General features: G+C 69.8%; 25 protein-coding genes and 1 tRNA gene. 17 read left to right on the top strand and 9 right to left on the bottom strand.

What is annotated here, in order from left to right; genetic code table 11:
• Positions 1–15: 15 nt before the first annotated feature.
• Both dapA and ABZ552_RS05685 read left to right on the top strand, forming a co-directional pair.
• Positions 16–924: a 4-hydroxy-tetrahydrodipicolinate synthase gene (gene dapA, locus ABZ552_RS05680; RefSeq protein ID WP_357435791.1), complete on the top strand. Its 909-nt coding sequence runs from the start codon at positions 16–18 to the stop codon at positions 922–924.
• Positions 921–2,909, top strand: a complete 1,989-nt coding sequence (locus tag ABZ552_RS05685; protein WP_281917774.1) for an RNase J family beta-CASP ribonuclease — start codon at positions 921–923, stop codon at positions 2,907–2,909. The genes dapA and ABZ552_RS05685 overlap by 4 nt, the downstream gene beginning before the upstream one ends.
• A gap of 63 nt (positions 2,910–2,972) precedes the next feature.
• Here the strand turns inward: ABZ552_RS05685 and ABZ552_RS05690 are convergent, their stop codons facing one another.
• The gene (locus tag ABZ552_RS05690) at positions 2,973–3,530 is read right to left on the bottom strand and encodes a hypothetical protein (protein WP_281878712.1); all 558 of its coding nucleotides are present in this window, start codon (positions 3,528–3,530) and stop codon (positions 2,973–2,975) included.
• A gap of 29 nt (positions 3,531–3,559) precedes the next feature.
• Complete coding sequence (locus tag ABZ552_RS05695; RefSeq protein ID WP_281878713.1) at positions 3,560–3,940, bottom strand: DUF4189 domain-containing protein; 381 nt, start codon at positions 3,938–3,940, stop codon at positions 3,560–3,562.
• A gap of 411 nt (positions 3,941–4,351) precedes the next feature.
• Between ABZ552_RS05695 and ABZ552_RS05700 the strand changes: the two genes are divergently transcribed.
• Together ABZ552_RS05700 and ABZ552_RS05705 are read left to right on the top strand one after the other, a co-directional pair.
• On the top strand, positions 4,352–4,975 hold the full coding sequence (locus ABZ552_RS05700) for a TIGR03085 family metal-binding protein (protein ID WP_357435794.1): 624 nt from the start codon (positions 4,352–4,354) through the stop codon (positions 4,973–4,975).
• A gap of 116 nt (positions 4,976–5,091) precedes the next feature.
• A complete protein-coding gene (locus ABZ552_RS05705; RefSeq protein WP_281878715.1) occupies positions 5,092–7,686 on the top strand; it encodes a DNA translocase FtsK in 2,595 nt (864 codons plus the stop codon).
• Positions 7,687–7,692: 6 nt separating this feature from the next.
• On the opposite strand, the gene ABZ552_RS05710 is transcribed toward ABZ552_RS05705, so the two are convergent.
• Positions 7,693–7,769 (bottom strand) — tRNA-Leu (locus tag ABZ552_RS05710).
• Between the two features lie 293 nt (positions 7,770–8,062).
• Positions 8,063–8,212 (bottom strand): hypothetical protein, encoded by a 150-nt coding sequence (locus tag ABZ552_RS05715; protein WP_281878716.1) that lies wholly within the window; start codon positions 8,210–8,212, stop codon positions 8,063–8,065.
• A gap of 134 nt (positions 8,213–8,346) precedes the next feature.
• Between ABZ552_RS05715 and ABZ552_RS05720 the strand changes: the two genes are divergently transcribed.
• Complete coding sequence (locus ABZ552_RS05720; protein ID WP_281878717.1) at positions 8,347–9,327, top strand: TerC family protein; 981 nt, start codon at positions 8,347–8,349, stop codon at positions 9,325–9,327.
• Between the two features lie 4 nt (positions 9,328–9,331).
• Here the strand turns inward: ABZ552_RS05720 and ABZ552_RS05725 are convergent, their stop codons facing one another.
• Positions 9,332–9,616, bottom strand: a complete 285-nt coding sequence (locus ABZ552_RS05725) for a YciI family protein (protein ID WP_281878718.1) — start codon at positions 9,614–9,616, stop codon at positions 9,332–9,334.
• A gap of 25 nt (positions 9,617–9,641) precedes the next feature.
• Positions 9,642–10,208, bottom strand: a complete 567-nt coding sequence (locus ABZ552_RS05730; protein ID WP_281878719.1) for an amino-acid N-acetyltransferase — start codon at positions 10,206–10,208, stop codon at positions 9,642–9,644.
• A gap of 216 nt (positions 10,209–10,424) precedes the next feature.
• Between ABZ552_RS05730 and pgsA the strand changes: the two genes are divergently transcribed.
• From pgsA to ABZ552_RS05755, 5 genes are all read left to right on the top strand, one after another.
• Positions 10,425–11,084: a CDP-diacylglycerol--glycerol-3-phosphate 3-phosphatidyltransferase gene (pgsA, locus tag ABZ552_RS05735; protein WP_281878720.1), complete on the top strand. Its 660-nt coding sequence runs from the start codon at positions 10,425–10,427 to the stop codon at positions 11,082–11,084.
• Positions 11,081–11,608, top strand: a complete 528-nt coding sequence (locus tag ABZ552_RS05740; RefSeq protein ID WP_281878721.1) for a nicotinamide-nucleotide amidohydrolase family protein — start codon at positions 11,081–11,083, stop codon at positions 11,606–11,608. The genes pgsA and ABZ552_RS05740 overlap by 4 nt, the downstream gene beginning before the upstream one ends.
• Before the next feature lie 112 nt (positions 11,609–11,720).
• The gene (locus ABZ552_RS05745) at positions 11,721–12,164 is read left to right on the top strand and encodes a helix-turn-helix transcriptional regulator (protein WP_281917778.1); all 444 of its coding nucleotides are present in this window, start codon (positions 11,721–11,723) and stop codon (positions 12,162–12,164) included.
• Between the two features lie 200 nt (positions 12,165–12,364).
• Positions 12,365–13,177 (top strand): phage shock protein PspA, encoded by an 813-nt coding sequence (gene pspA / locus ABZ552_RS05750; protein WP_357435797.1) that lies wholly within the window; start codon positions 12,365–12,367, stop codon positions 13,175–13,177.
• 137 nt (positions 13,178–13,314) lie between these two features.
• Positions 13,315–14,205: a hypothetical protein gene (locus tag ABZ552_RS05755; protein WP_281878724.1), complete on the top strand. Its 891-nt coding sequence runs from the start codon at positions 13,315–13,317 to the stop codon at positions 14,203–14,205.
• An 11-nt stretch (positions 14,206–14,216) separates the two neighbouring features.
• Here the strand turns inward: ABZ552_RS05755 and ABZ552_RS05760 are convergent, their stop codons facing one another.
• Positions 14,217–14,417 (bottom strand): hypothetical protein, encoded by a 201-nt coding sequence (locus ABZ552_RS05760; protein WP_281878725.1) that lies wholly within the window; start codon positions 14,415–14,417, stop codon positions 14,217–14,219.
• A gap of 248 nt (positions 14,418–14,665) precedes the next feature.
• On the opposite strand from ABZ552_RS05760, the gene ABZ552_RS05765 reads away from it, so the two are divergent.
• The 3 genes from ABZ552_RS05765 (at position 14,666) to ABZ552_RS05775 (ending at position 17,240) form a co-directional block, all read left to right on the top strand.
• A complete protein-coding gene (locus tag ABZ552_RS05765) occupies positions 14,666–16,201 on the top strand; it encodes a bifunctional phosphatase PAP2/diacylglycerol kinase family protein (protein ID WP_281917779.1) in 1,536 nt (511 codons plus the stop codon).
• A 164-nt stretch (positions 16,202–16,365) separates the two neighbouring features.
• Positions 16,366–16,533: a hypothetical protein gene (locus ABZ552_RS05770; protein ID WP_281878727.1), complete on the top strand. Its 168-nt coding sequence runs from the start codon at positions 16,366–16,368 to the stop codon at positions 16,531–16,533.
• Positions 16,534–16,610: 77 nt separating this feature from the next.
• Positions 16,611–17,240 carry a PRC-barrel domain-containing protein gene (locus ABZ552_RS05775; RefSeq protein WP_281878728.1) on the top strand — a complete coding sequence of 210 codons (630 nt, stop codon included), beginning with the start codon at positions 16,611–16,613 and terminating at the stop codon, positions 17,238–17,240.
• A gap of 87 nt (positions 17,241–17,327) precedes the next feature.
• On the opposite strand, the gene ABZ552_RS05780 is transcribed toward ABZ552_RS05775, so the two are convergent.
• Positions 17,328–19,028, bottom strand: a complete 1,701-nt coding sequence (locus ABZ552_RS05780) for a helix-turn-helix domain-containing protein (protein WP_357435800.1) — start codon at positions 19,026–19,028, stop codon at positions 17,328–17,330.
• A 375-nt stretch (positions 19,029–19,403) separates the two neighbouring features.
• On the opposite strand from ABZ552_RS05780, the gene ABZ552_RS05785 reads away from it, so the two are divergent.
• From ABZ552_RS05785 to ABZ552_RS05800, 4 genes are all read left to right on the top strand, one after another.
• Positions 19,404–19,577, top strand: coding sequence for a hypothetical protein (locus tag ABZ552_RS05785; RefSeq protein ID WP_039799283.1), 174 nt, complete (start codon positions 19,404–19,406; stop codon positions 19,575–19,577).
• Between the two features lie 79 nt (positions 19,578–19,656).
• On the top strand, positions 19,657–20,814 hold the full coding sequence (locus ABZ552_RS05790) for a nucleotide disphospho-sugar-binding domain-containing protein (RefSeq protein WP_281917781.1): 1,158 nt from the start codon (positions 19,657–19,659) through the stop codon (positions 20,812–20,814).
• Positions 20,815–20,876: 62 nt separating this feature from the next.
• Positions 20,877–21,071, top strand: coding sequence for a DUF3046 domain-containing protein (locus ABZ552_RS05795; RefSeq protein ID WP_281878732.1), 195 nt, complete (start codon positions 20,877–20,879; stop codon positions 21,069–21,071).
• Positions 21,068–22,312, top strand: a complete 1,245-nt coding sequence (locus tag ABZ552_RS05800) for an APH(3') family aminoglycoside O-phosphotransferase (RefSeq protein WP_281917782.1) — start codon at positions 21,068–21,070, stop codon at positions 22,310–22,312. The genes ABZ552_RS05795 and ABZ552_RS05800 overlap by 4 nt, the downstream gene beginning before the upstream one ends.
• A 3-nt stretch (positions 22,313–22,315) precedes the next feature.
• Here the strand turns inward: ABZ552_RS05800 and ABZ552_RS05805 are convergent, their stop codons facing one another.
• On the bottom strand, positions 22,316–22,831 hold the full coding sequence (locus ABZ552_RS05805; RefSeq protein ID WP_281919533.1) for a CGNR zinc finger domain-containing protein: 516 nt from the start codon (positions 22,829–22,831) through the stop codon (positions 22,316–22,318).
• Positions 22,832–22,883: the final 52 nt, after the last annotated feature.

Below are 22,883 nucleotides of genomic sequence, written 5' to 3' on the forward strand. Positions count from 1 at the left end.
GTAGCCTTTCTGACCATGAAGAACGGTGAATCGACGCCAACGGAGCTGCGTGCGTCCGGCACGGTAGGTGTCGCGATGGTGACCCCCTTCAGCGCCGACGGCAAGCTCGACGTCGATGCCGGGGTCGCGCTCGCGGCCCGCCTGGTCGACCGCGGCGTCGACCTGCTCGCGATCTCGGGAACCACCGGTGAATCGCCGACCACCACCGAGTCGGAGAAGGCCGATCTGCTGCGCGCCGTCGTCGATGCCGTCGGTAAGCGCGCGACCGTGATCGCGGGCGCGGGCACCTACGACACCGCGCATTCGATCGTGCTCGCGCGCAACGCGCAGCGGGCGGGTGCACACGGTTTGCTCGTGGTGACGCCGTACTACTCCCGGCCCTCCCAGGAGGGGCTGATCGCGCATTTCACCGCCGTCGCGGACGCCACCGACCTGCCGGTCACCCTGTACGACATTCCCGGGCGTTCGGTGGTGCCGATCGCCAGTGACACCATCCGCAAGCTCGCCGAGCACCCGCGCATCGTCGCGGTCAAGGACGCCAAAGGCGATCTGAACATGGGCGCCGAACTCATCGCGAGCACCGGCCTGACCTTCTACTCCGGCGACGACGCGCTCAACCTGCCCTGGTTGTCGGTCGGCGCGGCCGGATTCATCAGCGTCATCGGGCATCTCGTACCCGAACGACTGTGTGCGTTGCTGGAGGCATACACGGCGGGGCAGGTGGTGCGCGCCCGCGAAATCAACACCACGCTGCTGCCGCTGCACGCCGCGATGGCCCGGCTCGGCGGCGTCGCGATGAGCAAGGGGGGCCTGCGGCTGCTGGGCGTGGAGGTCGGCGAACCGCGGCTTCCGCAACTGATGCCGACCGGCGAGCAACTGGAAGTGCTCGCCGCGGACCTGCGAGCGGTCGGAGTGCTTTCGTGAGCGAACATCTATCCCGGCGCCGGCGCAGCGCGTCCCGCCCCGCGGGAGCGCCGGCCCCCACCACCCCGGCGGAGCAGGTGACGCCGTCCCCCGCGTCAGCGGAGACCGTCGCACGGCCCGAGCCGGCTCTGGACGAGACGACGGCTGAAGCCCCTCCCGCGGTCACCGCCGAGAAGCCCGCGCCCGTGCAGGCGCGCCGGGAAGGCAAGGGTCAGAACGCGGCGTCCCGGCGAGGGGGCCGGGGACGCGGGCAGTCCGGCGCCCGCCGGGTCGAAGAGCCTCCGGCACAGGCGGCCCCGGTGGCCGCGCACGATCGGCTCGGCGCCCCGCCGCCCCTGCCGCAGAACGGCCTGCGCGTGTTCGCGCTGGGCGGTATCGGCGAAATCGGCCGGAACATGACCGTTTTCGAGTACGGCGGCAAACTGCTGATCGTCGACTGCGGCGTGCTGTTCCCGGAGGACCAGCAGCCCGGCGTCGACCTGATCCTGCCGGACTTCCGCCCCATCGAGGACCGGATCGACGATGTCGTGGCCGTCGTGCTCACCCACGGCCACGAGGACCACATCGGCGCGGTGCCGTTCCTGCTGCGGCTGCGGCCCGATATCCCGGTCGTCGGCTCGAAGTTCACCCTCGCGCTGGTCTCCGCGAAGTGCCGGGAACACCGCCTGCACCCGAAACTCGTCGAAGTGACCGAGGGGCAGCACACCACCCACGGCCCGTTCGGCTGCGAGTACTTCGCGGTCAACCATTCCATTCCCGACGCGCTCGCCGTCGCCATCCGCACGCCGGCGGGCGTCGCGTTGCACACCGGTGACATCAAGCTCGACCAGCTCCCGCTGGACGGGCGGCTCACCGACCTGGCCGGATTCTCCCGGCTCGGTGACGAGGGCGTCGATCTGTTCCTGGTGGACTCCACCAACGCCGAGGTCCCTGGCTTCGTCACGCCGGAACGCGAGATCGGCGGCGTGCTGGACACGGTCATCGGCAAGGCGAACGGCCGGGTCATCGTCGCGTCCTTCGCCAGTCATGTGCACCGCATCCAGCAGGTCGTCGACGTGGCCCAGAAGTACGGGCGGCGCGTGTGTTTCGTCGGCCGCTCGATGGTCCGCAATATGCAGATCGCCCAGGACCTGGGCTATCTCACCGTGCCGGAGGGCGTCGTCGTCGACCTCGACGTCGCCGCCACGCTGCCCAGCCACCGCCTGGTGCTGATCTCCACGGGTTCGCAGGGCGAGCCGCTGTCAGCGCTGTCGCGGATGGCGCGCGGCGACCACCGGCAGATCAACATCCGCCCCGACGACCTCGTGGTGCTGGCCTCCTCGCTGATCCCCGGCAACGAGAACTCGGTGTTCGCGGTGGTCAACGGCCTGGCCCGGCTCGGGGCCACGGTGATCACCCAGCAGAACGCCAAGGTGCACGTCTCCGGGCACGCCTCGGCGGGAGAGCTGCTCTACCTGTACAACGCGGTGCGGCCGACCAATGCGATGCCGGTGCACGGCGAGTGGCGCCATCTGCGCGCCAACGCGGCGCTGGCGGTGGCGACCGGCGTGCCGCAGGAGCGGGTGGTGCTCGCCGAGGACGGCGTGGTGGTCGACTTGGTCGACGGCATCGCCTCGATCGTCGGACGGGTGCCGGTGGGCCACGTATACGTCGACGGGCTGTCGGTCGGTGATGTCGGGGAGTCGACGCTGTCGGACCGGCTGGTGCTCGGCGAGGGCGGTTTCATCGCGATCACCGTCGCCATCGATGAGACCACCGGCAAGGCGGTGAGTACCCCGGAACTGAGCGGCCGCGGCTTCTCCGACGATCCCACCGCACTGCTCGACGCGGCGGAATTGGTGGAAGCCGAACTGTTGCGCCTTGCGGGCGAAGGCGTCACCGACACCCACCGGATCGCGCAGGGTGTGCGCCGCGTGGTGGGTCGATGGGTGGCCGACACCTATCGGCGTCGTCCGATGATCGTGCCGACCGTCATCGGCGTCTGACCATCCCCGCAACGAAAAGCGCCGGGCAGCTCAGCTGCCCGGCGCTTTCCACGCGGTAGTGGATTACTCCTGGCAGGCCGCGGACTCGATCTTCGCGCTCTTGACGATGTTGCAGGCGAAGGTGTGGTCGACTTTCCACTGGCCGCCCTCGGACACGAACTGGATGAACGCGTCGTCCACCGGGGTGCCGTCGATGGTGACCTTGGCGTCGGCCTTGAGTTTGCCGTCCTTCGGGTCGCCCACGTTGGTGACCTCGACGGTGACCTTCTGCTTCTTCGCGGCGTCGACGAGGTTGGCGACCAGGTAGGGATCCTGCTCGGCGGCCTGGATCCAGCTGATCTTCTCCGCGTTCGGCACGTTCGGATCGAACGCCTTCTGCAGCCGTTCGTTCAGCTGCTGCACGGAGGGCTTGGCCAGGGCGGGCGAGGACGGTGTGGTCGGCGCCGAGCCGGCCTCCTTGTCGCCCTTGTCCGAGCCGCCCTCCAGCTCACCCGCCGCGTGGCTGGGATTGGCGCTGGTGCTCGGAGACGAGGAGTCGTCGTTGGAGGCGCAGGCGCTCAGCGAGCAGGCCAGTGCGGTGAGGACGACGGCCACGGTGGTCCGGAAAGTGCGGTGCTTCACGTTGTTTCCTTCGACTCGAAGTCCGGGCATCAGCCGTGGTTGGACGTGCAGTTCCAGTGCACGATGTAGGCATCGGAATCGTTGTGCGCCAGCGCCTGGCCTTGCGCGCTGCGCCGCGACGAGGCGTACCCCCAGCTCCAGGTACCGGTGCCGCTGGAGTACGCCACGGCGCCGCAGCCGTTGCGGAACCAGACCACCGACTGGCAGTCCGCCGCGCCGCAGGAGCTGATGGCGCGCTGCTGTGCGGCAGACGAGTTCGGGTAGTCGTAGGAGTACCCGATCAAACCGGTGGAGGTGGACAGCGCGATCGCGCCGTAGTTGTTGGTGTAAGCGTTCGCGGCGGGCGCGCTGACAGCCAGCGCGGCACCTGCCGCCGCGAGCGCGGCCACACCGGTAGCAAACTTCTTCACGAGGATTTGCCCCTTCTTGTCATAAGGCCCACGACCCGATGGACCGAGTGACAAGGTACAGAGCCGACCTTCATTACGCTAGCCGGAGATTTCCCGGCAGAGGGAGACGCGAACACCGTGCTAGGGGCGCGCGTTGCCGGTATAGAGCCAAGTGTGGCCAACGGCCCCGCCTCCCGCAACCGGGGCGCAGGGGTTTCCGTCGCCCGTGTCAGCGGCGAATCTCGATTAAGCACAACGTCATTGCGTGCCGGTCGGCACGAAGCCGAGTGTGGCACGTCCTCGGTTCTCGTGGCCCGCCTGGCGTCGCCGGAGAAATCCCCGCGTGGACCGCCGGGGCGGCGCCGCGGTCGCGGTGACCGCAGGGCGTCGTGCCGCACGGCGTCGACGCATGGCGGTCGGTATGTTCGGGGAGTGACTATGGCACAGCGGGAACGCCGGGGACTCGTGGAAGCGATGGAGGCGGCGGGTCCGGACGCGCGCACGCTCTGCGGTGCGTGGACGGTGCGAGATCTGGCCGCTCATCTGGTGGTTCGCGAACGGCGGCCCGATGCCGCGCCGGGCATCCTGCTGAAGCCGTTCGCCGGGTATCTCGCGCGGGTGCAAGCGAAGGCGGCGCGTAAGCCCTTCCCCGAACTGCTGGAACAGGTGCGGACCGGTCCGCCGTGGTGGTCGCCGCTGCGGCCGGTGGACGCGGTCGTCAATCTGTCCGAGATGTTCGTCCATCACGAGGACGTGCGCCGCGCCGAACCCGGTTGGCAGCCACGCGAACTGACCGCCGCCGACGAGGACCAGCTGTGGTCGGTCCTGCGGAAGATGGCCAAGATGGCCTACCGCAAGGCGCCGGTCACCGTCGAAATCGCGACGCCGGACGGCAGGCGCACGGTGGTGCGGTCGGCGTCCGACGAGGTGGTCACGCTGACCGGAAAGCCGTCGGAACTGGTGCTGCACGCCTTCGGCCGGGACGAAGTCCGGCTGGAGACCGCCGGATCCCCGGAGGCCGTCCGGGCGGTGTTCGAAGCGGACCGTTCGGTCTGATAATCGCCCGTCGCCTCGGGCCGCAGAGGCCGACGGGCGGCGAAAAGCCGCCAGAGGCGCGACGGTGCCAGTGTTGCGGATGGTCCGGATGGGGCGATTGCGGCTAGCCTGGGGCCATGGCAGGTAAGTCCCGCAGCACCACGACGACTCGGGCGCGGGCGGGATCGGCGCGGGGGAGGACCACCACGGCGCGGTCTCGCGCGGCCACGCCCCGTGCCGCGGCGCCCAGAGCGACCGCCACCCCCCGCAGGCGCGCCCCGGCCCGGCGCCCGGCGCGCCGTCCGTCGAACACGGCTCCGCTCGCGGTCATCACACGAGGTATCGGCAGCGGCTGGACCATGCTGGCCCGCGGACTCGGCGCGACCACCCGGACGTTGAGCCGCGCGGGCGAGATCGAGCACGGGCATCGGCGCGACGGCATCGCGCTGGCGCTGATCGCCCTGAGCGCCGTGATCGCGGCGGCGGTCTGGTTGTCGGCAGGCGGGCCGGTCGGCCACTGGGTCGAGGACGTGATCCGCGCGATCTCCGGATCGGCGTCCGCGGGACTGCCGTTCGTCGCCTCCGGGATCGCCGTCGTCCTGATGCGGACCGAACCGCGCCCCGAGATCCGGCCGCGGCTGGTGCTCGGCGGCCTGCTGATCGGCTTGCCGATCCTCGGACTGTGGCACATCGCCGCGGGCGCTCCCACCGACGCGCACGGACGTTCCCGCGCGGCCGGTTTCGTCGGCTTCGTGACCGGCGGGCCGCTGACCAACGGCCTCACCGCCTGGCTCTCGGTCCCGATCCTGCTGCTGGCCATCGTCTTCGGCGCGCTGCTGGTGACCGGGACCACGGTGCGCGAGGTGCCCGCCAAGCTGCGGCGTTACCTCGGCACCGAGACCGGTGGCGACGACTACGGCGAATTCGACGGCGATTACCGGGACTACGATCCGGCCAACTACGACGCCGACGGTTTCCCGGTGCACCGCGCCACCACCAAGCGGCGCGGTCGCACGCCGGCGGAGAACTACCCGCCCGACGAGTTCGGCGACCCCGACGCGGTCACCGAAGCGCTCGGTGAACCGCCGCTGCGCGACGCCAAGCAGATCGCGGTCGAAGAACCCGCGCCGAAACCGAGGCCGAAGAAGCAGCGTCCCGCCGCGGTGGTGGAGGATCAGACGCCACCGCCACCGCCGCCGCAGCAGCTGGAGTTCGTCGCCGATCGCGAGGTCGAAGGCGACTACACCCTGCCGCCGTTGTCGCTGCTCACCGACGGGGATCCGCCGAAGAAACGCAGCGCCGCCAACGAATCGATGATCGAGGCGATCACCGAGGTGCTGGTGCAGTTCAAGATCGACGCCGCGGTGACCGGCTTCGTGCGGGGCCCGACGGTCACCCGCTACGAGGTCGAACTCGGGCCCGGCGTGAAGGTCGAGAAGATCACCGCGCTGGCCCGCAACATCGCCTACGCCGTCGCGACGGAGAACGTCCGGCTGCTCGCGCCGATCCCCGGCAAGTCCGCCGTCGGCATCGAGGTGCCCAACGCCGACCGCGAGCTGGTCCGGCTGGCCGACGTGCTCAAGGCGCCCAGTACCCGCACCGACCACCACCCGCTGGTGATCGGCCTGGGCAAGAACATCGAGGGCGAGTTCGTCTCGGCGAATCTGGCCAAGATGCCGCACCTGCTCGTCGCGGGGTCCACCGGTTCGGGTAAGTCCAGCTTCGTGAACTCGATGCTGGTGTCCTTGCTGCAGCGAGCCACGCCGGACGAAGTCCGGATGATCCTCATCGACCCGAAGATGGTGGAACTCACTCCGTACGAGGGCATCCCGCACCTGATCACGCCCATCATCACCCAGCCGAAGAAGGCCGCGGCCGCGCTGGCCTGGCTCGTCGAGGAGATGGAGCAGCGCTATCAGGACATGCAGGCCAACAAGGTGCGCCACATCGACGACTTCAACAAGAAGGTGAAGTCGGGCGCGATCACCGCGCCGCTGGGCAGCGAACGGGTGTACCGGCCCTACCCGTACATCCTGGCCATCGTCGACGAGCTGGCCGATCTGATGATGACCGCTCCGCGCGACGTGGAAGACGCCATCGTCCGCATCACCCAGAAGGCCCGTGCGGCCGGGATCCATCTCGTGCTGGCCACGCAGCGGCCGTCGGTGGACGTGGTGACCGGTCTGATCAAGACCAACGTGCCCTCCCGCCTGGCCTTCGCGACCTCATCGCTGACCGACTCCCGCGTCATCCTCGACCAGCCCGGCGCGGAGAAGCTGATCGGCATGGGCGACGGCTTGTTCCTGCCGATGGGGGCGGGCAAGCCGACCCGGTTGCAGGGCGCGTTCATCAGCGACGAGGAGATCCACGCCGTCGTCGACTTCACCAAGAACCAGGCCGAGCCGGAGTATCAAGAGGGCGTGACCGCGGCGAAGCCGGGCGAGAAGAAGGACGTCGATCCCGACATCGGCGACGATCTCGACGTCTTCCTGCAGGCGGTGGAACTCGTGGTCACCTCGCAGTTCGGCTCGACGTCCATGCTGCAGCGCAAGCTGCGCGTCGGCTTCGCCAAGGCAGGACGGCTGATGGACCTCATGGAGACCCGCGGCGTGGTCGGTCCCAGCGAGGGCTCCAAGGCGCGCGACGTGCTCGTGAAACCCGATGAGCTGGACGGGCTCCTGTGGTCGATCCGCGGTGGCGGGGAGGACGGCGGCTCCGAGCCGCCGGAGTGATCCGGCTGGTTCCCTCGGCGAGATTCGAACTCGCATCTCCCGGAATCTAGGTCCGGCGCCTCTACCGATTGGGCTACGAGGGATCGGGTCGGGTTTCGACCGCACGAAAAAGGGGTCACTCCCGGCGATTCGCCGCGGAGTGACCCCTTCGATACAGGTCTGGGAAAGACGAGATCAGGGGCGGCTCCGCGCGCTCATCCACCACGAGATGAACGAGAGCGATAGCACGGCGTGGGCGCGCGAACGCCGGGCATCGCTCGGCAACTCTTGCCGTAGCGTTCCGGTCATCGTCTCGCCTTCCTGCGATCTGATCTTCGTCGGCTCGAAGGTAGCACCGGATACGGTGCCGGGAACCGTTTTTCCCTCGCCGACGACCCTACCCGGTCCGGTTCTTCCGTGCCTGAAGGGTATAGCTCGACGGCAGCGGCAACGAGTACCGGGTCGGTCGCCACTCGCCGTCCCGTCCCGCCGTCGTGAGGCCGGGCAGCGCATTGGCGCGGTCGAACGTGACGGTGATCGTCGCCACGAACGACGACTGTGGCATGAGCGGGCGGGTGAACGCATGTGGAATTATGGGCGGCAATCACCCCGCTATCGAACAACAACGGACAAATCGGGCATTATGGACATCATGATCTTCGCTCTCGATCGGCACGCCGCATGCACGTAACCGCACTCGAATGGGTGATCACCGTCGTGGTGATCCTCGGACTGTTCATCTTCGACTTCTTCGCCCACGTCCGCACCCCGCACGAACCGACGTTCCGGGAATCCGGGTTCTGGTCCGCGGTGTACATCGGGCTGGCGCTGCTGTTCGGCGGTGTGGTCGCCTGGCAGTGGGGTTCGACCTACGCCGGGGAGTACTACGCGGGCTTCGTCACCGAGAAGGCGCTCTCGGTGGACAACCTGTTCGTCTTCCTGATCATCATGTCCACCTTCGCGGTGCCGCGGATCTACCAGCAGAAGGTGCTGCTGATCGGCATCGTGCTCGCCCTGGTCATGCGCGGTGCGTTCATCGCCGTCGGCGCGGCCGCGATCAGCGCGTTCAGCTGGGTGTTCTACCTGTTCGGTCTCTTCCTCGTCTACACCGCCGTCAAGTTGCTGCGCGAGAGCGGCCACGAGGTCGAGGTCGAGGAGAAGAGAGACAGCCGGATCGTCGCGTTGGCCAAACGGGTGCTGCCCACCACGGACCAATACGACGGCGACAAGCTGGTGACCAGGGTCGACGGCCGCCGGGCGGTCACCCCGCTGTTGCTCGCGCTGCTGGCCATCGGATTCGCCGACCTGCTCTTCGCGCTGGACTCCATTCCGGCCATCTACGGCCTGACCGAGCAGCCGTACCTCGTCTTCACCGCCAACGCGTTCGCGCTCATGGGCTTGCGACAGCTGTACTTCCTGATCGGCGGTCTGCTCGACCGGCTGGTGTACCTGTCCTACGGGCTGGCCGCGATCCTCGCGTTCATCGGCGTGAAGCTGGTACTGCACGCCCTGCACGAGAACACGCTGCCGTTCGTCAACGGCGGCGAGCACGTCGCGGTGCCGGAGATCTCCACGCCCGTCTCGCTGGGCGTGATCTTGGGCATCCTGGTCGTCGCGACGGTCGCCAGCCTGCTCCGCACCCGCGTGCGAGCGGACCGCTAGCCGGTCAGGACGCGAATGCGCCGAAGACCGGCGCCCACTCCACGGCGCGCACGTCGTCGATCAGGTTCTCCCGGGCGAACGGGTCCTGGGCGAGCAGGTCCTTCAACTGCCCGGCGTCCTCCGAGCGGAAGATCAGCAGCGCTCCGGACCCGTCCGGGTACGGGCCGCTGCTGAGCAGGGCGCCGGACTCGAGCAGGCCGGCCAGCCAGGCGCGGTGCTCGGGGCGGTGGACGTCCCGGTCCGCGGCAGTGGCCTGGGAGTAGACGTAGTGGACGGCGAAGATCGGCACGGTATCGCTTCCTGTGGGAACGGACTCAGAGCGTCAGCAGCATTCGAGTATTGCCGAGGGTGTTGGGCTTTACATAGCTCAGATCGAGGAACTCGGCCACACCGGTGTCGTAGGACCGGCACATCTCGGCATACACCTCGGCGGTGACCGGCGTGCCGTCGATCTCGACGAAACCGTGCCTGCCGAAGAACTCCACTTCGAAGGTCAGCACGAACACCCGCTCCAGCTCGAGTTCGCGAGCAACCTCGATCAACCGCTGCACAATGAGCTTGCCCACACCGGAGCCCTTGACGTCGGGGTGTACCGCGACCGTGCGCACCTCCCCGAGGTCGGCCCACAGCACGTGCAGCGCGCCGCAGCCGACGACCCGGCCGTCCAACTCGGCGACCCAGAACTCCTGCACCGCCTCGTAGAGGTTGACCAGGTTCTTCTCCAGCAGGATCCGGCCGGCGTAGACGTCGACGAGGCGCTTGATCTCGGGCACATCGGAGGTTCGCGCGCGTCGGACGACCGGAACGGAACTCCGCGCGGCCGAAGCCGCGCCCGGATACGCGTCGCTGGTCGAACCACCTAGTGGTCCCCGAGAGGTCATGGGGTGCACAGTAGTCGGCCCGGCTACCGATAGTCTGAACGTGTGCCGCAGATCCACTCGTTCAGCTCACCGCATCGCGCCGGGCAGCGCGACGCGGTGCCGAGGCGGCCGTGACCGAGCCGATCGCCGGCGAGGCGACGGCGTGAGCGGTCAGGCCCGGAGGCGGCAGCGGAGCGTGACCACGCGGGGCCCCGCTCGTGCCGGAAGGGGCAGAGCATGAGCGTGCAACCCGACGAGGCGGACCGCCCCTGGGTGGCGCCCGCACCAACCCGGCCCGGCTTCGCGCCCGCGCAGGCCGAGAGCGGGCCGCCCCTGCTGAACATCGCGAATGTGCTGACCATGCTGCGCATCGCGATCGTGCCGCTGTTCGTCGTGGCGCTGTTCGTCGGAGATGGCCACGACACCGGCTGGCGGATCGCCGCGGCGGCGCTGTTCGGCCTCGCCGCGATCACCGACCGGTTCGATGGGCAACTGGCTCGCAAATACGGCCTGGTGACCGACTTCGGCAAGCTGGCCGATCCCATCGCGGACAAGGCGCTGATCGGGTCGGCGGTGATAGGGCTGTCCCTGCTCGGCGATCTGGCCTGGTGGATCACCCTGGTGATCTGCGGTCGCGAGATCGGCGTCACACTGCTGCGCCTGCTCGTCGTGCGGCGCGGCGTCATTCCCGCCGGGCGCGGCGGCAAGCTCAAAACCCTGGTCCAGTCGCTGGCCATCGCCATGTTGCTGCTGCCGCTGTCAGGCTGGGTCGCCGGCATCGGCATGCTGCTGATGTACCTGGCGGTCGCGCTGACGGTGGCCACCGGGCTGGACTACGTCGGTCAGGCGGCCCGGGTGTGGTTCGCGGGCGGACCGGGGCGGACGCGCGGCGTATGAGCGATCCGCTGGTGGAAGGCGTGCAGGCCATCGATCTGGTTCGTGCGCTGGTGACTGTGCGGCAAACCGTGGCCACCGCCGAATCCCTGACCGCGGGCCTGCTCGCGGCGACCATCGCCGGGGTCCCCGGCGCCAGTGCCGTGCTGCGCGGCGGCTTGGTGGTGTACGCCACCGATCTCAAGCACAGCCTCGCGGGTGTGGACGCGGAAGTGCTCGCGGCCGAAGGCCCGGTGGCGGCGAGCACCGCCGAACAGCTGGCCGTGGGCGCGCGCACCCGATGCGGCGCGGACTGGGGCGTGGGCCTGACCGGCGTGGCGGGCCCCGATTCACAGGACGGGCACCCGGTCGGCACGGTCTTCCTCGGACTGGCCGGTCCGGGGCATACCGAGGTGATGCGGTTGAAACTCCCCGGCGACCGGTGGACGATCAGAATCGGTGCGACGCGCACGGCGGTGTCGGAATTGCTGCGGTGTGTGCGGGAGGCGGGCCCGGGCCCGGCCGACCGCGTCGGGCGGAGCGGCTGAGGTGCCCCGGGCGGGAACCAACCGCCCCGGCTCGGACGTTGTGCCAGAAAGAACGGCATGCGTGGGGTCGAGAATCGCCTCGGCCCGGCGACCGGGAGCGAAGGAGAACGAGATGACGCTGCTGCGAGAGGCGATCGGGGACAGTCTGCGGCGTGCGCGTCTCGCCCAGAACCGGACCTTGCGCGAGGTGTCGACCTCCGCGCGGGTGAGCCTGGGCTATCTCTCCGAAGTCGAGCGCGGTCGTAAGGAGGCTTCCAGTGAATTGCTGGCCGCCATCTGCGAAGCGCTGGACGTGCCGCTGTCCCGGGTGCTGTGGGATGTGAGCACGATCATGGCCGGCGCCGACGGGCCGACCGCCGACGCGACCGCGAGCGACGCCCCGGCCGCGACCGCGGCGTCGGAGCAGACCGCCGCCGAACCCGCGGCGCAGGACGAACCCGCGGCGGCGACCATGTCGGTGGCCGACGCGGCGCGGCCGCTGCCGCTGGCGGAGGACACCCGGATCGTCATCCCCGCGCCGCGTTCGGACATGTTGGTCCTGGTCAAGGGCGCGTGACGCGCGACGAGACGTGGCCACGGCGGCAACGCTGCGGGCCGGTGCGGAAAGCGGATAGATTCTCCCTTAGGCGTCGGTTGAGCCGGGTTCGCCCGGCTCGGGTGCCACATGGTGGAGGATAGGCACATATCGAGTGCGTGACGGTCGCGCACTGGAGTCGCGCCCGAGCGCGGCATGTCAGATGGAGGCGGGATCAATCGATGGCTAATCCGTTCGTCAAGGCCTGGAAATACCTGATGGCCCTCTTCGATGCGAAGATCGAGGAGCACGCGGATCCGAAGGTCCAGATTCAGCAGGCTATCGAGGAAGCCCAGCGGCAGCACCAGGCCCTTTCGCAGCAGGCCGCGTCGGTCATCGGCAACCAGCGCCAGCTGGAGATGAAGCTGAACCGGCAGCTGGACGAAGTCGAGAAGCTCAACGCCAACGCGCGCCAGGCCGTTCTGCTGGCCGACCAGGCCACCGCCGCGAGCGACACCGAGAAGGCGATCCAGTACACCAACGCCGCCGAGGCGTTCGCGGCGCAACTGGTCACCGCCGAGCAGTCCGTCGAGGACCTGAAGGTCCTGCACGACCAGTCGCTGCAGGCGGCCGCCCAGGCCAAGAAGGCCGTGGAGCAGAACGCGATGCTGTTGCAGCAGAAGGTCGCCGAGCGCACCAAGCTGCTCAGCCAGCTGGAGCAGGCCAAGATGCAGGAACAGGTCTCCGCCTCGCTGCAGCAGATGGATTCGACGCTGTCCGCGCCGGGCAGCACCCCGAGTCTGGACGCGGTGCGCGAGAAGATCGAACGCCGCTACGCCAACGCGCTGGGCGCCGCCGAACTCGCGCAGAACTCGGTGCAGGGTCGCATGCTCGAGGTGCAGCAGGCCAGCATCCAGATGGCCGGGCACAGCAAGCTGGAGCAGATCCGCGCGTCCATGCGCGGGGATCAGCTGCCCGCCGGTGGCGCCCAGCCCGCCATCAATCCGGGGCAGGCGCAGCCGCAGATGAACAAGGGGCAGGCCGCGCAGCAGTAGCCGACGACGGGCGTTCGGCGACATGTGTCGGTGGGGGCTGGTTCACTGGAAGACAAGGCGTGGGGACCCGACCGGCCGGCCGTCGGCCGAGTCGGGTCTCGGTCTGTCCGAAGTGTGCAACCGGTGGGAGAGAAGGTATGAGCGGCAGGGTATTCGGTGAGCGGCAGCTCGACGCGCGGCGCCTGCGCGGGACGGCGCTGATCCGGGCACAAGCCGCGCTCGCGCCACAGCCGGGCAGCCTGCCGGACAGCCTTCGCGAAGCGGGGGAGAACGCGCTTGTGGCCGTGCGGCGCTGGGCCGATCCGCGGGAGCGTGAGCTGCGCCGCCGCCGCAGGGCCCGTCGCCGAAGCTTCCAGCTGGGCACCGTATCCGGCCTCACCACGGCGGGAACCGTTGGCCTCGTTGTCCTTTCGGCGCCGGTCTGGGCCGTGGTCATGGTCGGCGGCGGCGCGGTCGCGCTGGTGACGGGCGCGGCGCTGAGCACTCGCCGTTATCTGCGGCTGCGCGGCGCTCCCCTGCCGCACGCGGCGTTCATCCCGCGCAAGCAGCCGCCGTTGTGGTCCAACGCGCGCCCGGCGATCGCGCGTCTGGTGCGGGCGGAGAAGGCATTGCACGGGATGGGCGTCCAGATCGCTCGCTCGCACCGGCTGCCGCAGGACGAACTGGCCGACCTGCTGGAAACGGCCGCTTCGGGCGCGGCGGCGCTGCACGCGCTGGCCGCCGACATCACGGCGATGGAACAGGGCCTCGGTGCGATGGGGAGCGCTGATTCCCCCGCGGCGGTGGCGCTCACCGAGAACCTCCGGCTGATTCTGGCCAGGCTCGATGCGGGCGTCGGGGAGTACGAGCAGGTCGTAGCCGCGGCAGCCCGGATCCTCGCGGTTCCGGAGAACACCGTGGTTCGGCACAACTTCGACACCATCGTGGCGGATCTGCGCCATGCTTCCGATCGGCTGGACGGGTGGGCCCAGGCCCTCATCGAGGTGGCCGACAAATCGGTGCCCGCGTCGCCGCGGCCACCGATCTGACGCCGGCCGGTTCAGCTCGACCGGTCCTTGCGGCGGAGTTCCTCGGCCCTGGCGCGGAACGCCGCGCCGACCAGTTCGCGGCTCTCGGCCATGAGGTCGAGCACCTCCCAGGACGCCTTCCGGGCGGCGGATCCGACGATCCCGGCGATCGCCGAGCCGTGCCGCCGCGCGGCGGCCGCGAGTTCTTGTGCCAGCTCGTTCGTCTGTTCCATCGGGTCCCGGCCGTTAGATGAGGCTCAGTGCATGACTGTGTGCTGACCGGTGTGTCTCCGTCATTCGATCATCCCTTCCCTCTTGTCGCGCAACGTCACTGTGCGTCGAAGATCAGAGTACATCCGTGCACTGAACGGGCCTACGATCCGGTCGTGCCGGCGCAAGCGGCATCCGGCGAGCGCGTCAGCCGGGCGTTCGTGCGTGATGGGCGCGGATCCGGCGCGTGCGTGGCCGGTAGGCTGCGGCGATGCGGTTTCTCTCGGCTCGCGGGCGTGACGGTGTGATGGTCGGCATGACGAGCAGCCTGGATCGGTGGCTGGTCGACCGCAGTGCGCGGGTTCGAGCGACCCCGGCGGACCGGGCGCTGAAGGCGTTGAGCACCGCCGCCGACAAGAACCGTCTGTGGATCGCCCTGGGGGCGGTCCTGTTCGTCGCCGGAGATCGCTCGACCCGGCGCGGCGCGGTGCGCGGGCTGCTCGCACTGAGCATTGCCAGCAGCGTGGCCAACGGCGTGGCCAAACCGCTGTTTCCGCGCCGCCGTCCGCCGGACGAGTCCGTTCCGTTCGTGCGCAGGCTGGTCGCGCCGCCGGTCTCGTCGTCGTTCCCGTCCGGGCACTCGGCTTCCGCCGCCGCCTTCGCGACGGGCCTGGCGCTGGAGTCTCCCGTGGCGGCTGCCGCCGTCGCCCCCGTCGCCGCCGCGGTCGCGTACTCCCGCGTCCATATCGGCGTGCATTGGCCGTCCGACGTGGTCGCGGGCGCGTTGTTCGGTGGCGCGGTCGCGCTGGTCACCCGGCGGTGGTGGGCGGTGCGCGACGACGAGCCCGCCGCCCTGGGCCCGGTCGAACACATCGACCCGCTGCCGGACGGCGCCGGATTGCTGCTGATCGGCAATCCGCACGCGGGATCGGGCGACGGCGACAACGCGCTGGCCACCCTGCGCGACCGGCTGCCCGCCGCCGAGGTGCTCGAACTCGGCGACGACGACGTCGAGGCGCGGGTCGGCGAACTGCTGCGACGCGACGACATCGTCGCTCTCGGCGTGGTCGGCGGAGACGGAACGGTGTCGGCCGTCGCGGAGTACGCGGTGCGCCACCGGGTGCCGTTGGCGGTCTTCGCGGGCGGCACGCTGAACCACTTCGCCAGGGATGCCGGGGTGGAGGACTCCGATGTCACCCTCGCCGCGTTGCAAGCGGGCGAAGCGGTGCGCGTCGACGTGGCCGAGGTGTGCTTCGACGACGCAGAGCAGCGCGTCTTCGTCAACACCGCCAGCCTCGGCGGTTATCCCGACTTCGTGCGGGTCCGGGAGCGCTGGGAGCGCCGGATCGGCAAGTGGCCCGCTGCGGGACTCGCCATGGTGCGCGTACTGTTCCGCGCCCAGCCGCTGCACGTCACCATCGATGACACCCGCACCGCGCTGTGGATGCTGTTCGTCGGCAACGGCGCCTACCATCCCGCCGACCAGATCCCCATGTCGCGTCCGGAATTGCACGGCGGCACCCTCGATGTCCGTTACCTGCGCGCCGACGTCCCGTTCTCCCGGCTGCGGCTGGTCTTCGCGACGTTCACCGGCACGCTCGCGTATTCGCCCACCTATCGGCACCGCCGGGTCTCCCGCGTGACCGTGCGGGTGGCCGGGCAGCCGGTCTCGTTGGCCACCGACGGAGAGGTCGATCATCGCGGCAAGAACTTCCGGTTCGCCAGCGGGCCGTCGGCGCTGACGCTGATCAGAAGCGGAGATCGCGAGGCCGGTGCGGCGCACCGCGGGCCACGGAGCGAGCACTGAAGATAGCTGTCCAATAACTATGATCTTGGAGACGATTCGGCGAGTCGTCGAATCGGTAATCGCAGTGTTTGGCTGCGGCAGAGCGGGGTAGTTGCCACGGTGTAGCTGATTACTTCCGGCCTCGACTGAGGGCGGGAACATGCACTACAGGGCAGGAGCACGTCATGCTCGATGTTTCCTACCGTCTATCGCTGCTCGACCAGGACACGCAGCGGCTGGATGTCAGCCGGTACTTCGCGTGTGACACCGCCGAGGACCCGGTGCGGGTGTCGCGCAGGACGCGGCGCGTCGCCGACGGATCCGAGGCCACCGATCGACCCGCAAGCGATTGAACCCTTTCTCAGCACGCGCGGTGCCCAGCCGCGTTCTGCCGGGCTGCGCGTCGCAGGGACGAACCGCGGAGGAACCCATGACTGAAATGCTGGAAACGCTCATCGGCAGCTCGGTGTACGGCCCCGAAGGCGAGAAGATCGGCAAGGTCAAACGGGTCTACGTCGACAACAACTCCGGATCCCCCACCTGGATCGCGGTGTCCACCGGCCTGTTCAGCACCGACGCCTTGGTCCCGCTGGCCGGGGCCGAGCATCGTCCCGAGGCGGCGACGTTGCGGGTGCGAGTCGGCAAGGAGGCGGTGAAGACCTCGCCTCAGCTGGACCACAACGGGCAGATCAGCCCGCAGGCCGAGCAGGAACTGTTCGATCACTATCAGATCGACCCGGAGCAGGCCGCCTGGGACGTCTACGGCAGGCAGCCGGTGCCGCAGCCGCGACGAGCCCGCCCCGAGATGACCCGCCCGCCGGAGGAGCGCGCCGGCGAACCGGGCGACGTCGCCGCGGCACGGAGGCGCCGCCATCCGGGCAGTGAAGAGGAGACGCTCCGGATGCCGCGCAGCGGCGATCGGTCGCGCATGGGGCGGGAACAGATGATCGACCCCTACGCCGTCGATACGGCCGATCTCGGGATGCAGCGACCGGACGGCATGCCGGACGACGATCCCTTGGCCGAAGAGTTGCCGGACGCCGAGCGCCCCAGGAGCTGACCGGGCGGACTCGTCCTCGACGATGGTGTGCGTGTCCCGCCCGGAGCGCACACCATGGTTGTGATCCGGTCGCGAGCAGGTCGGTATTCAGTCCGGAGTCGTTCGGTCGGTGGCACGGGAGGGCCGGTCCGGCGGCGCGGTCGAGGACAGGAATCGCCAGGCGCGTGTGGCCGCTTGCAACGTGAAGCGGGTGTCGACGTCGCGCAGATCGAATCCGGTGAGCTGCCGGATGCGGCCGAGCCGGTAGCGCAGGGTGCTGCGATGGATGTGCAGGGCAGCGGCGGAATCGTCGTAATTGCCACCGCATTCGAGGTATTGGCTCAGCGTGTACACCAGGTCGGCGTTGCGGTCCCGGTCGTAATCGAGCAGGAGGCCGAGCCATTCCCGGATGAACCGCTCGACTCGGCCGTCCGTGCGGGCGGCGTCGATCAGGCGGTAGAAGCCCAGCTCGTCGTACGCGGTCGCGCCGTCGGGCGTGGGCGATCGCAGGCGGATATCGATCGCGTGGCGCGCATCGTCGAACGCCCGGACGAAATCGGCCGGTCGCGCGCAGCGGCCGCTGATGCCGATGGCCACCGGGGCGGTGTCGAGGTGCGCGCGGACGGTGCGATGCAGTGCGGCCGGGTCGGGCCTGCGATCGGTGATCAGCACGACCATGCCCGAACGGCGGCCGTGCAGGAAGGGCAGTTCCAGCGCCGTGGCGGCCCGGGCGACCGCCTCCGCCGACGCGCTGTCGACGCCGTGCACGAGCACCACGTAGTGCTCGCCGTGCAGGTCGTAGCCCAGGGCCTCGGCGCGGGCGAAGGCGCTGTCGCCGTCGGCGCCGGACAGTAGGTCGTCGACCAGCTCGCGGCGCAACCGCAGCTCGATCTCGGCGAGGTTGCGCTGATGCGCCAACTCCAGCCCGAGCATCGTGCTGCTGTAGGCGAGCGCGAAGATCTCCGCGTCGACCGCCGTATCGTCCGGATCGATCAACGCGAGCGTGCCGAGTATCTCCGTACGCGGTTTCACCAGGATGATCACGCGGTCGCGGACGCGCAGCGGGCCGTTGTGGGCGGCGAGACGGCGCAGCAGTTGCTCCCGCTGCCGCGGCGGCGCTTTGGGGTACGGATCCGGTCTGCCCGGTCCCGACCACGCCCGCAGATTGCCGAACGGGTCCTCGACGGCGACCGGCAATCCGGTCAGCTGTCCCAGCGCGTCCGCGATGCCTTGTTCGCCGCCGCCGTACGCGGCGGCATCGGAGAGCACTTCCTGGACGTGGGTGCGGCGCCGCAGCCACAGCACGGTTGCCGACAGCCGCTCGTTGACCTCGGTCAGGTCGGCGGCCACCGCGGCAGCACGCTCGCGCCGCATACCATCGGCCAGCGCGACGCTCGCCAGTCGAGCGAGCACGGTGAGCAGGAACATCTCCTTCTGCGACGGTTCGCGGTCGGCGCCGACGACGATCGCGCCGACCACCCCGGACCGGTCGCGCAGGGGTAGCGCCCACGCCCACCGGCGGCCGGGGAGCCGGAGGCGGCCTGCGCCGTTCCGCGCGCGCAGTTGCGCGTCCAGATCGGGCGGAGCGGACTGCCCTGTGCCGAGCCGGTATTCGCCCCCGACGAGTCGATAGCAGCCCAGTGCGTCGCAGCATCCGGCGGAGGACACCGACTCCGCGGCGATCCGCAGGATGTCCGGTTCCCGGTGATCGCCCGAGAGCAGCGCCGACATCGCGCCCAGAGCCCACAGCGCCGACGCCGATACGGGCGCCGGTGCGTCGTCGACTTTCGAACTCGCGTACTGGGTCATGGACTCCGGTCCCTAGCCCTCGAGGTCGTGCGCCGATATCGCGGGCTCGGATGCCGGACGCCCGATGGCCCATTGTTCTGCCGCGAGCGTCCGGCCTGGTCCGATCGCATATCGACGTGTCCCGCCGCAGGCAGAATCGACGCTACTCCGGTGACGTGACCTGCGCCCGAGGAAGCGAGAACCCGGCCACCGGAGGTCACCGGGAGGCACGCGTGGCCGGACACCGAGTAGGAAACCCCGATCACCGCGGGCCGGACGAGGTCCTGGTGTCAGGGGGAACCCTGATTTCCACCCCGGTATCGCGCTTCACCTGGTGATTCCCGCCCACCCGAGTGTCATGCTCGAAGCGGAAACGGACTTCTGGGAGGCATCGGAATGTTGTGGAAGATCATCGGCATCGTCGCGGTCGTCTGGATCGCACTGGCCGTCATCGGCGCATTGATCAAGGGCCTGTTCCCGATCCTGGTGATCAGCGCCATCGTGTTCGGGTTGTACCTGCTGTACAAGGCGGTGTCGGGTTCGGACAACTCGACGGTGAGCAAGCTGTAGGGGGCGGACACGGCGGGCGGACCCTGTCGCACCCCCGCCGCCGCGATGCGGGTGATCGGCCCTGTGGCAGGCTAGGCGGATGCGAGTAGCCGTCGTCGCAGGGCCCGACCCCGGTCACGCGTTCCCCGCTATCGCGTTGTGCTTGCGGTTCCTGGATGCCGGTGACGAGCCGGTCCTGTTCACGGGTCCGCGCTGGTTCGACGCCGCACTCGCCGCCGGAATCGGGGTGCGCAGGCTCAAAGGCTTGGCGCCGCGGCCGGTGGACGACGACGCGGACGCGGGGCAGCGCATTCACGAGCGGGCGGCGCACATCTCCACCGAGATCCTGCCCGAACTGAGCGCGATGTTGCCCGAACTGGTGATCTCCGACGTGCTGACCGCGGGCGGCGGGATGGCCGCCGAGCGGCTCGGCGTCCCGTGGGTGGAACTGTCCCCGCATCCGCTGTATCTGCCGTCGAAGGGATTGCCCCCCATCGGAAGCGGACTGGCCCCCGGTGCGGGTCTGCGCGGGCGGGTGCGCGACGGTGTGTTGCGCGGCATGACCGCACGCGCCCTGCGGAACGGGCGCCGCCAGCGCGAGCGGGCGCGCGCGAGCGTCGGTCTCCCGGCCGTCGATCCCGGCCCGGCGGCCCGCCTGGTCGCCACCCTGCCCGCACTCGAGGTGCCGCGTCCCGACTGGCCGGAATCCGCCCATGTGATCGGGCCGCTGCTGTGGGAGCCGACCGACGCGATCCTGGACCTCCCGCCCGGTGACGCACCGCTGGTGATGGTCGCCCCGTCGACGGCCCACACCGGTGTGGCGGGCATGGCGGAGACCGTTCTGGAGGCTTTGGACGGAACCGGTGTCCGCGTGGCCATCTCGATGCTGGACGCTCCGCCCGCCGATCTTCCCCCGTGGGCCACAGCGGGACTGGGCCGGCAAGACGCACTGCTGACCCACGCGTCCGTCGTCGTGGGCGGCGGCGGTCACGGCCTGCTCGCCAAGACGCTGTCCGCGGGTGTCCCGATCGTCACCGTTCCCGGCGGCGGCGACCAGTGGGAGCTGGCCAATCGCGCCGCCCGGCAAGGCAGTTCGATCGTCGTGCGGCCACTGTCGCCCGCCGCGGTCCGCGCCGCGGTACAGGAGATCCTCGCCGATCCCCGCTACACCGACGCGGCCCGGCAGGCGGCCGCCACGCCCGAGTTCCCGGACCCCGTCAGCCTGTGTCACCGGGTGGGCCACGCCGTGCATCCCTGACCGGAACGGTCCGGGTGTGCCACTGACCTGGGACCGCGCGGAATGGGAGTAAGTTCGGGACGGTGCGATTGACCGAGTTCCAGGAACTGTTGCATACCGAGTTCGGTGTGGCCCGCGGCGACGCCCTGCTGACCGACCACGTCATCCTCGAGCTGGGCGGGCGCACCGGCGCCGCCGCCATCGAGGCCGGGATCGATCCCCGCGACGTCTGGCGTGCCCTGTGCGCCGAATTCGACGTGCCCAGGGCGCGCTGGTGAGCGCGCCGGGGCAGGTCGAGCGGGACGAGCCGCTGTACCGGTTCGACGAGCGGCAGCGGATGATCCCGCACGACCCGCAGCGCTTGGCCGTCCGCGTGGCGCAGGCCCGCCCCGACGACTTCGCGAGCTACCGGCAGACCGGAATCGAGCTGATGCTGCTCGGCCGCTACGACGAGGCGCTGGATCACCTCGATCGCGCGCTCGAACTGGTGGACACCGAGCAGCGGCGGATCAGCGTGTGGATCAACCTGGGCGACGTCTACCGTTACCGCGGCGACGCCCACACCGCCGAGACGTTGTACCGCCGTGCGGTGGAACACGCACGGGCGGCCGCTCCGCAGGTGCTCTCCTTCGCCGTGCAGCATCTGGGCAAGGCGCTCGCCGAACGGAATCAGCTGACCGAGGCGCACGCGCTGCTGGCCGAGGCGATGCGGCTGCGCGTCGCCGAAGGCGATCCCGAGGAGATCGAATCGACTCGCGCCGCGCTGGACACGCTGGGTGAGCTGACGATCCCGTTGCCGTCCACGGTCGCGACGCTGTTCGGCGAGTCGCCGACCTGGTCGGACTCGCACGAGGGCAGGAGCGGCGGGGTGGTGTCGGTCAACGGCGCCTACTGGCTCAAACGCGGACCGAAGGCGGTCGCCGAGTACCAGCGGCTCACCTGGCTGCGCGATCGGGGGATCGCCGTGCCGGAGGTCGCGGCGTTCGAAGACGACGTCCTGGTGCTCGTGGACGCGGGCGCACCCAGCCTGGCGGCGCGGACGAATTCTTATAGCGCGCACGCGGCTTCGATCGGCACCGTGCTCGGCGGGCTCCTGCGGCGGCTGCACGGCATTCCGGTCGCCGACTGCCCCTTCGACGGACGGCTCGACGTCGTGCTGGCGAAGGCGCGCCGCCACGTGGTCGAAGGGCTCGTGGACCCGGACGATTTCGACCACGACAACGCCGGATCCACCCCCGAGGAGGTCCTCGCGCGATTGCTGGCGCAGCGGCCGGGCAATGAGGACCTGGTGGTGGCGCACGGCGACTTCACCCCGCCGAACGTCCTGGAGAACGAGGTCCTTCTCGACGTGGGCGCGCTCGGCGTGGCCGACCGCTACCGCGATCTGGCACTCGCCGTCCGCGATCTGCGCGCGGACTTCGGCGAAGCGGAGGTGGCGGCCTTCTTCGCGGCCTACGGGCTGACCGAGCCGGACGAGAACCGCTTGGCGTACTACCGGCTGCTCGACGAATTGTTCTGAGCGTCAGGTCTTCCGCGCGTAGTGGCGGGCCGCTTTGGTGCGGTTGCCGCAGGTCGCCATGGAGTGCCAGCGCCGAGTTCCGTTCTTCGAGGTGTCGTAGAAGAACAGCACGCACTCCGGATGCGCGCACTGACGGATCCGGTCCGGCGCGGTGCGCAGTAGTTCCAGCAGGTTGTCGGCGGCCAGCCAGGCGGGCAGCCAGGCCGGCTCCGCGACGTCCGCCAGGTCCGCAGGGCCCGCCTCGGTGAGCGTGCGGCGGATGCGGCCGTGTTCCAGCACCTCGTTGAGCCCCGCGTGCGAAGCGTGCGCGACCACGTCGTAGATGGCCGTCCGCGCGGTCAGCGTCGCCTGCAAGGTGGCTTCGTCGGCGGTGGCGCGATCGGAGAGCCCCGCCGACGCAAGCCAGGTGCGCAGGCCGGTGACCTCGGTGAGCAGATCCCGTGGTCCGTGCTCGATCCATCTCGTATTCAGCAGATCGAGCGCCAGGGGTTCACCGAGGTGGGGGCGTGGATCGGGCATGCCCGAGGGTATCGAGTGCGTGTCACCGTCCACGGCGGCCACCTCCCTGTAA

This window comes from Nocardia sp. NPDC019219, assembly GCF_040632645.1.
In the GTDB taxonomy this organism is placed as follows: Bacteria; Actinomycetota; Actinomycetes; order Mycobacteriales; family Mycobacteriaceae; genus Nocardia; species Nocardia sputorum.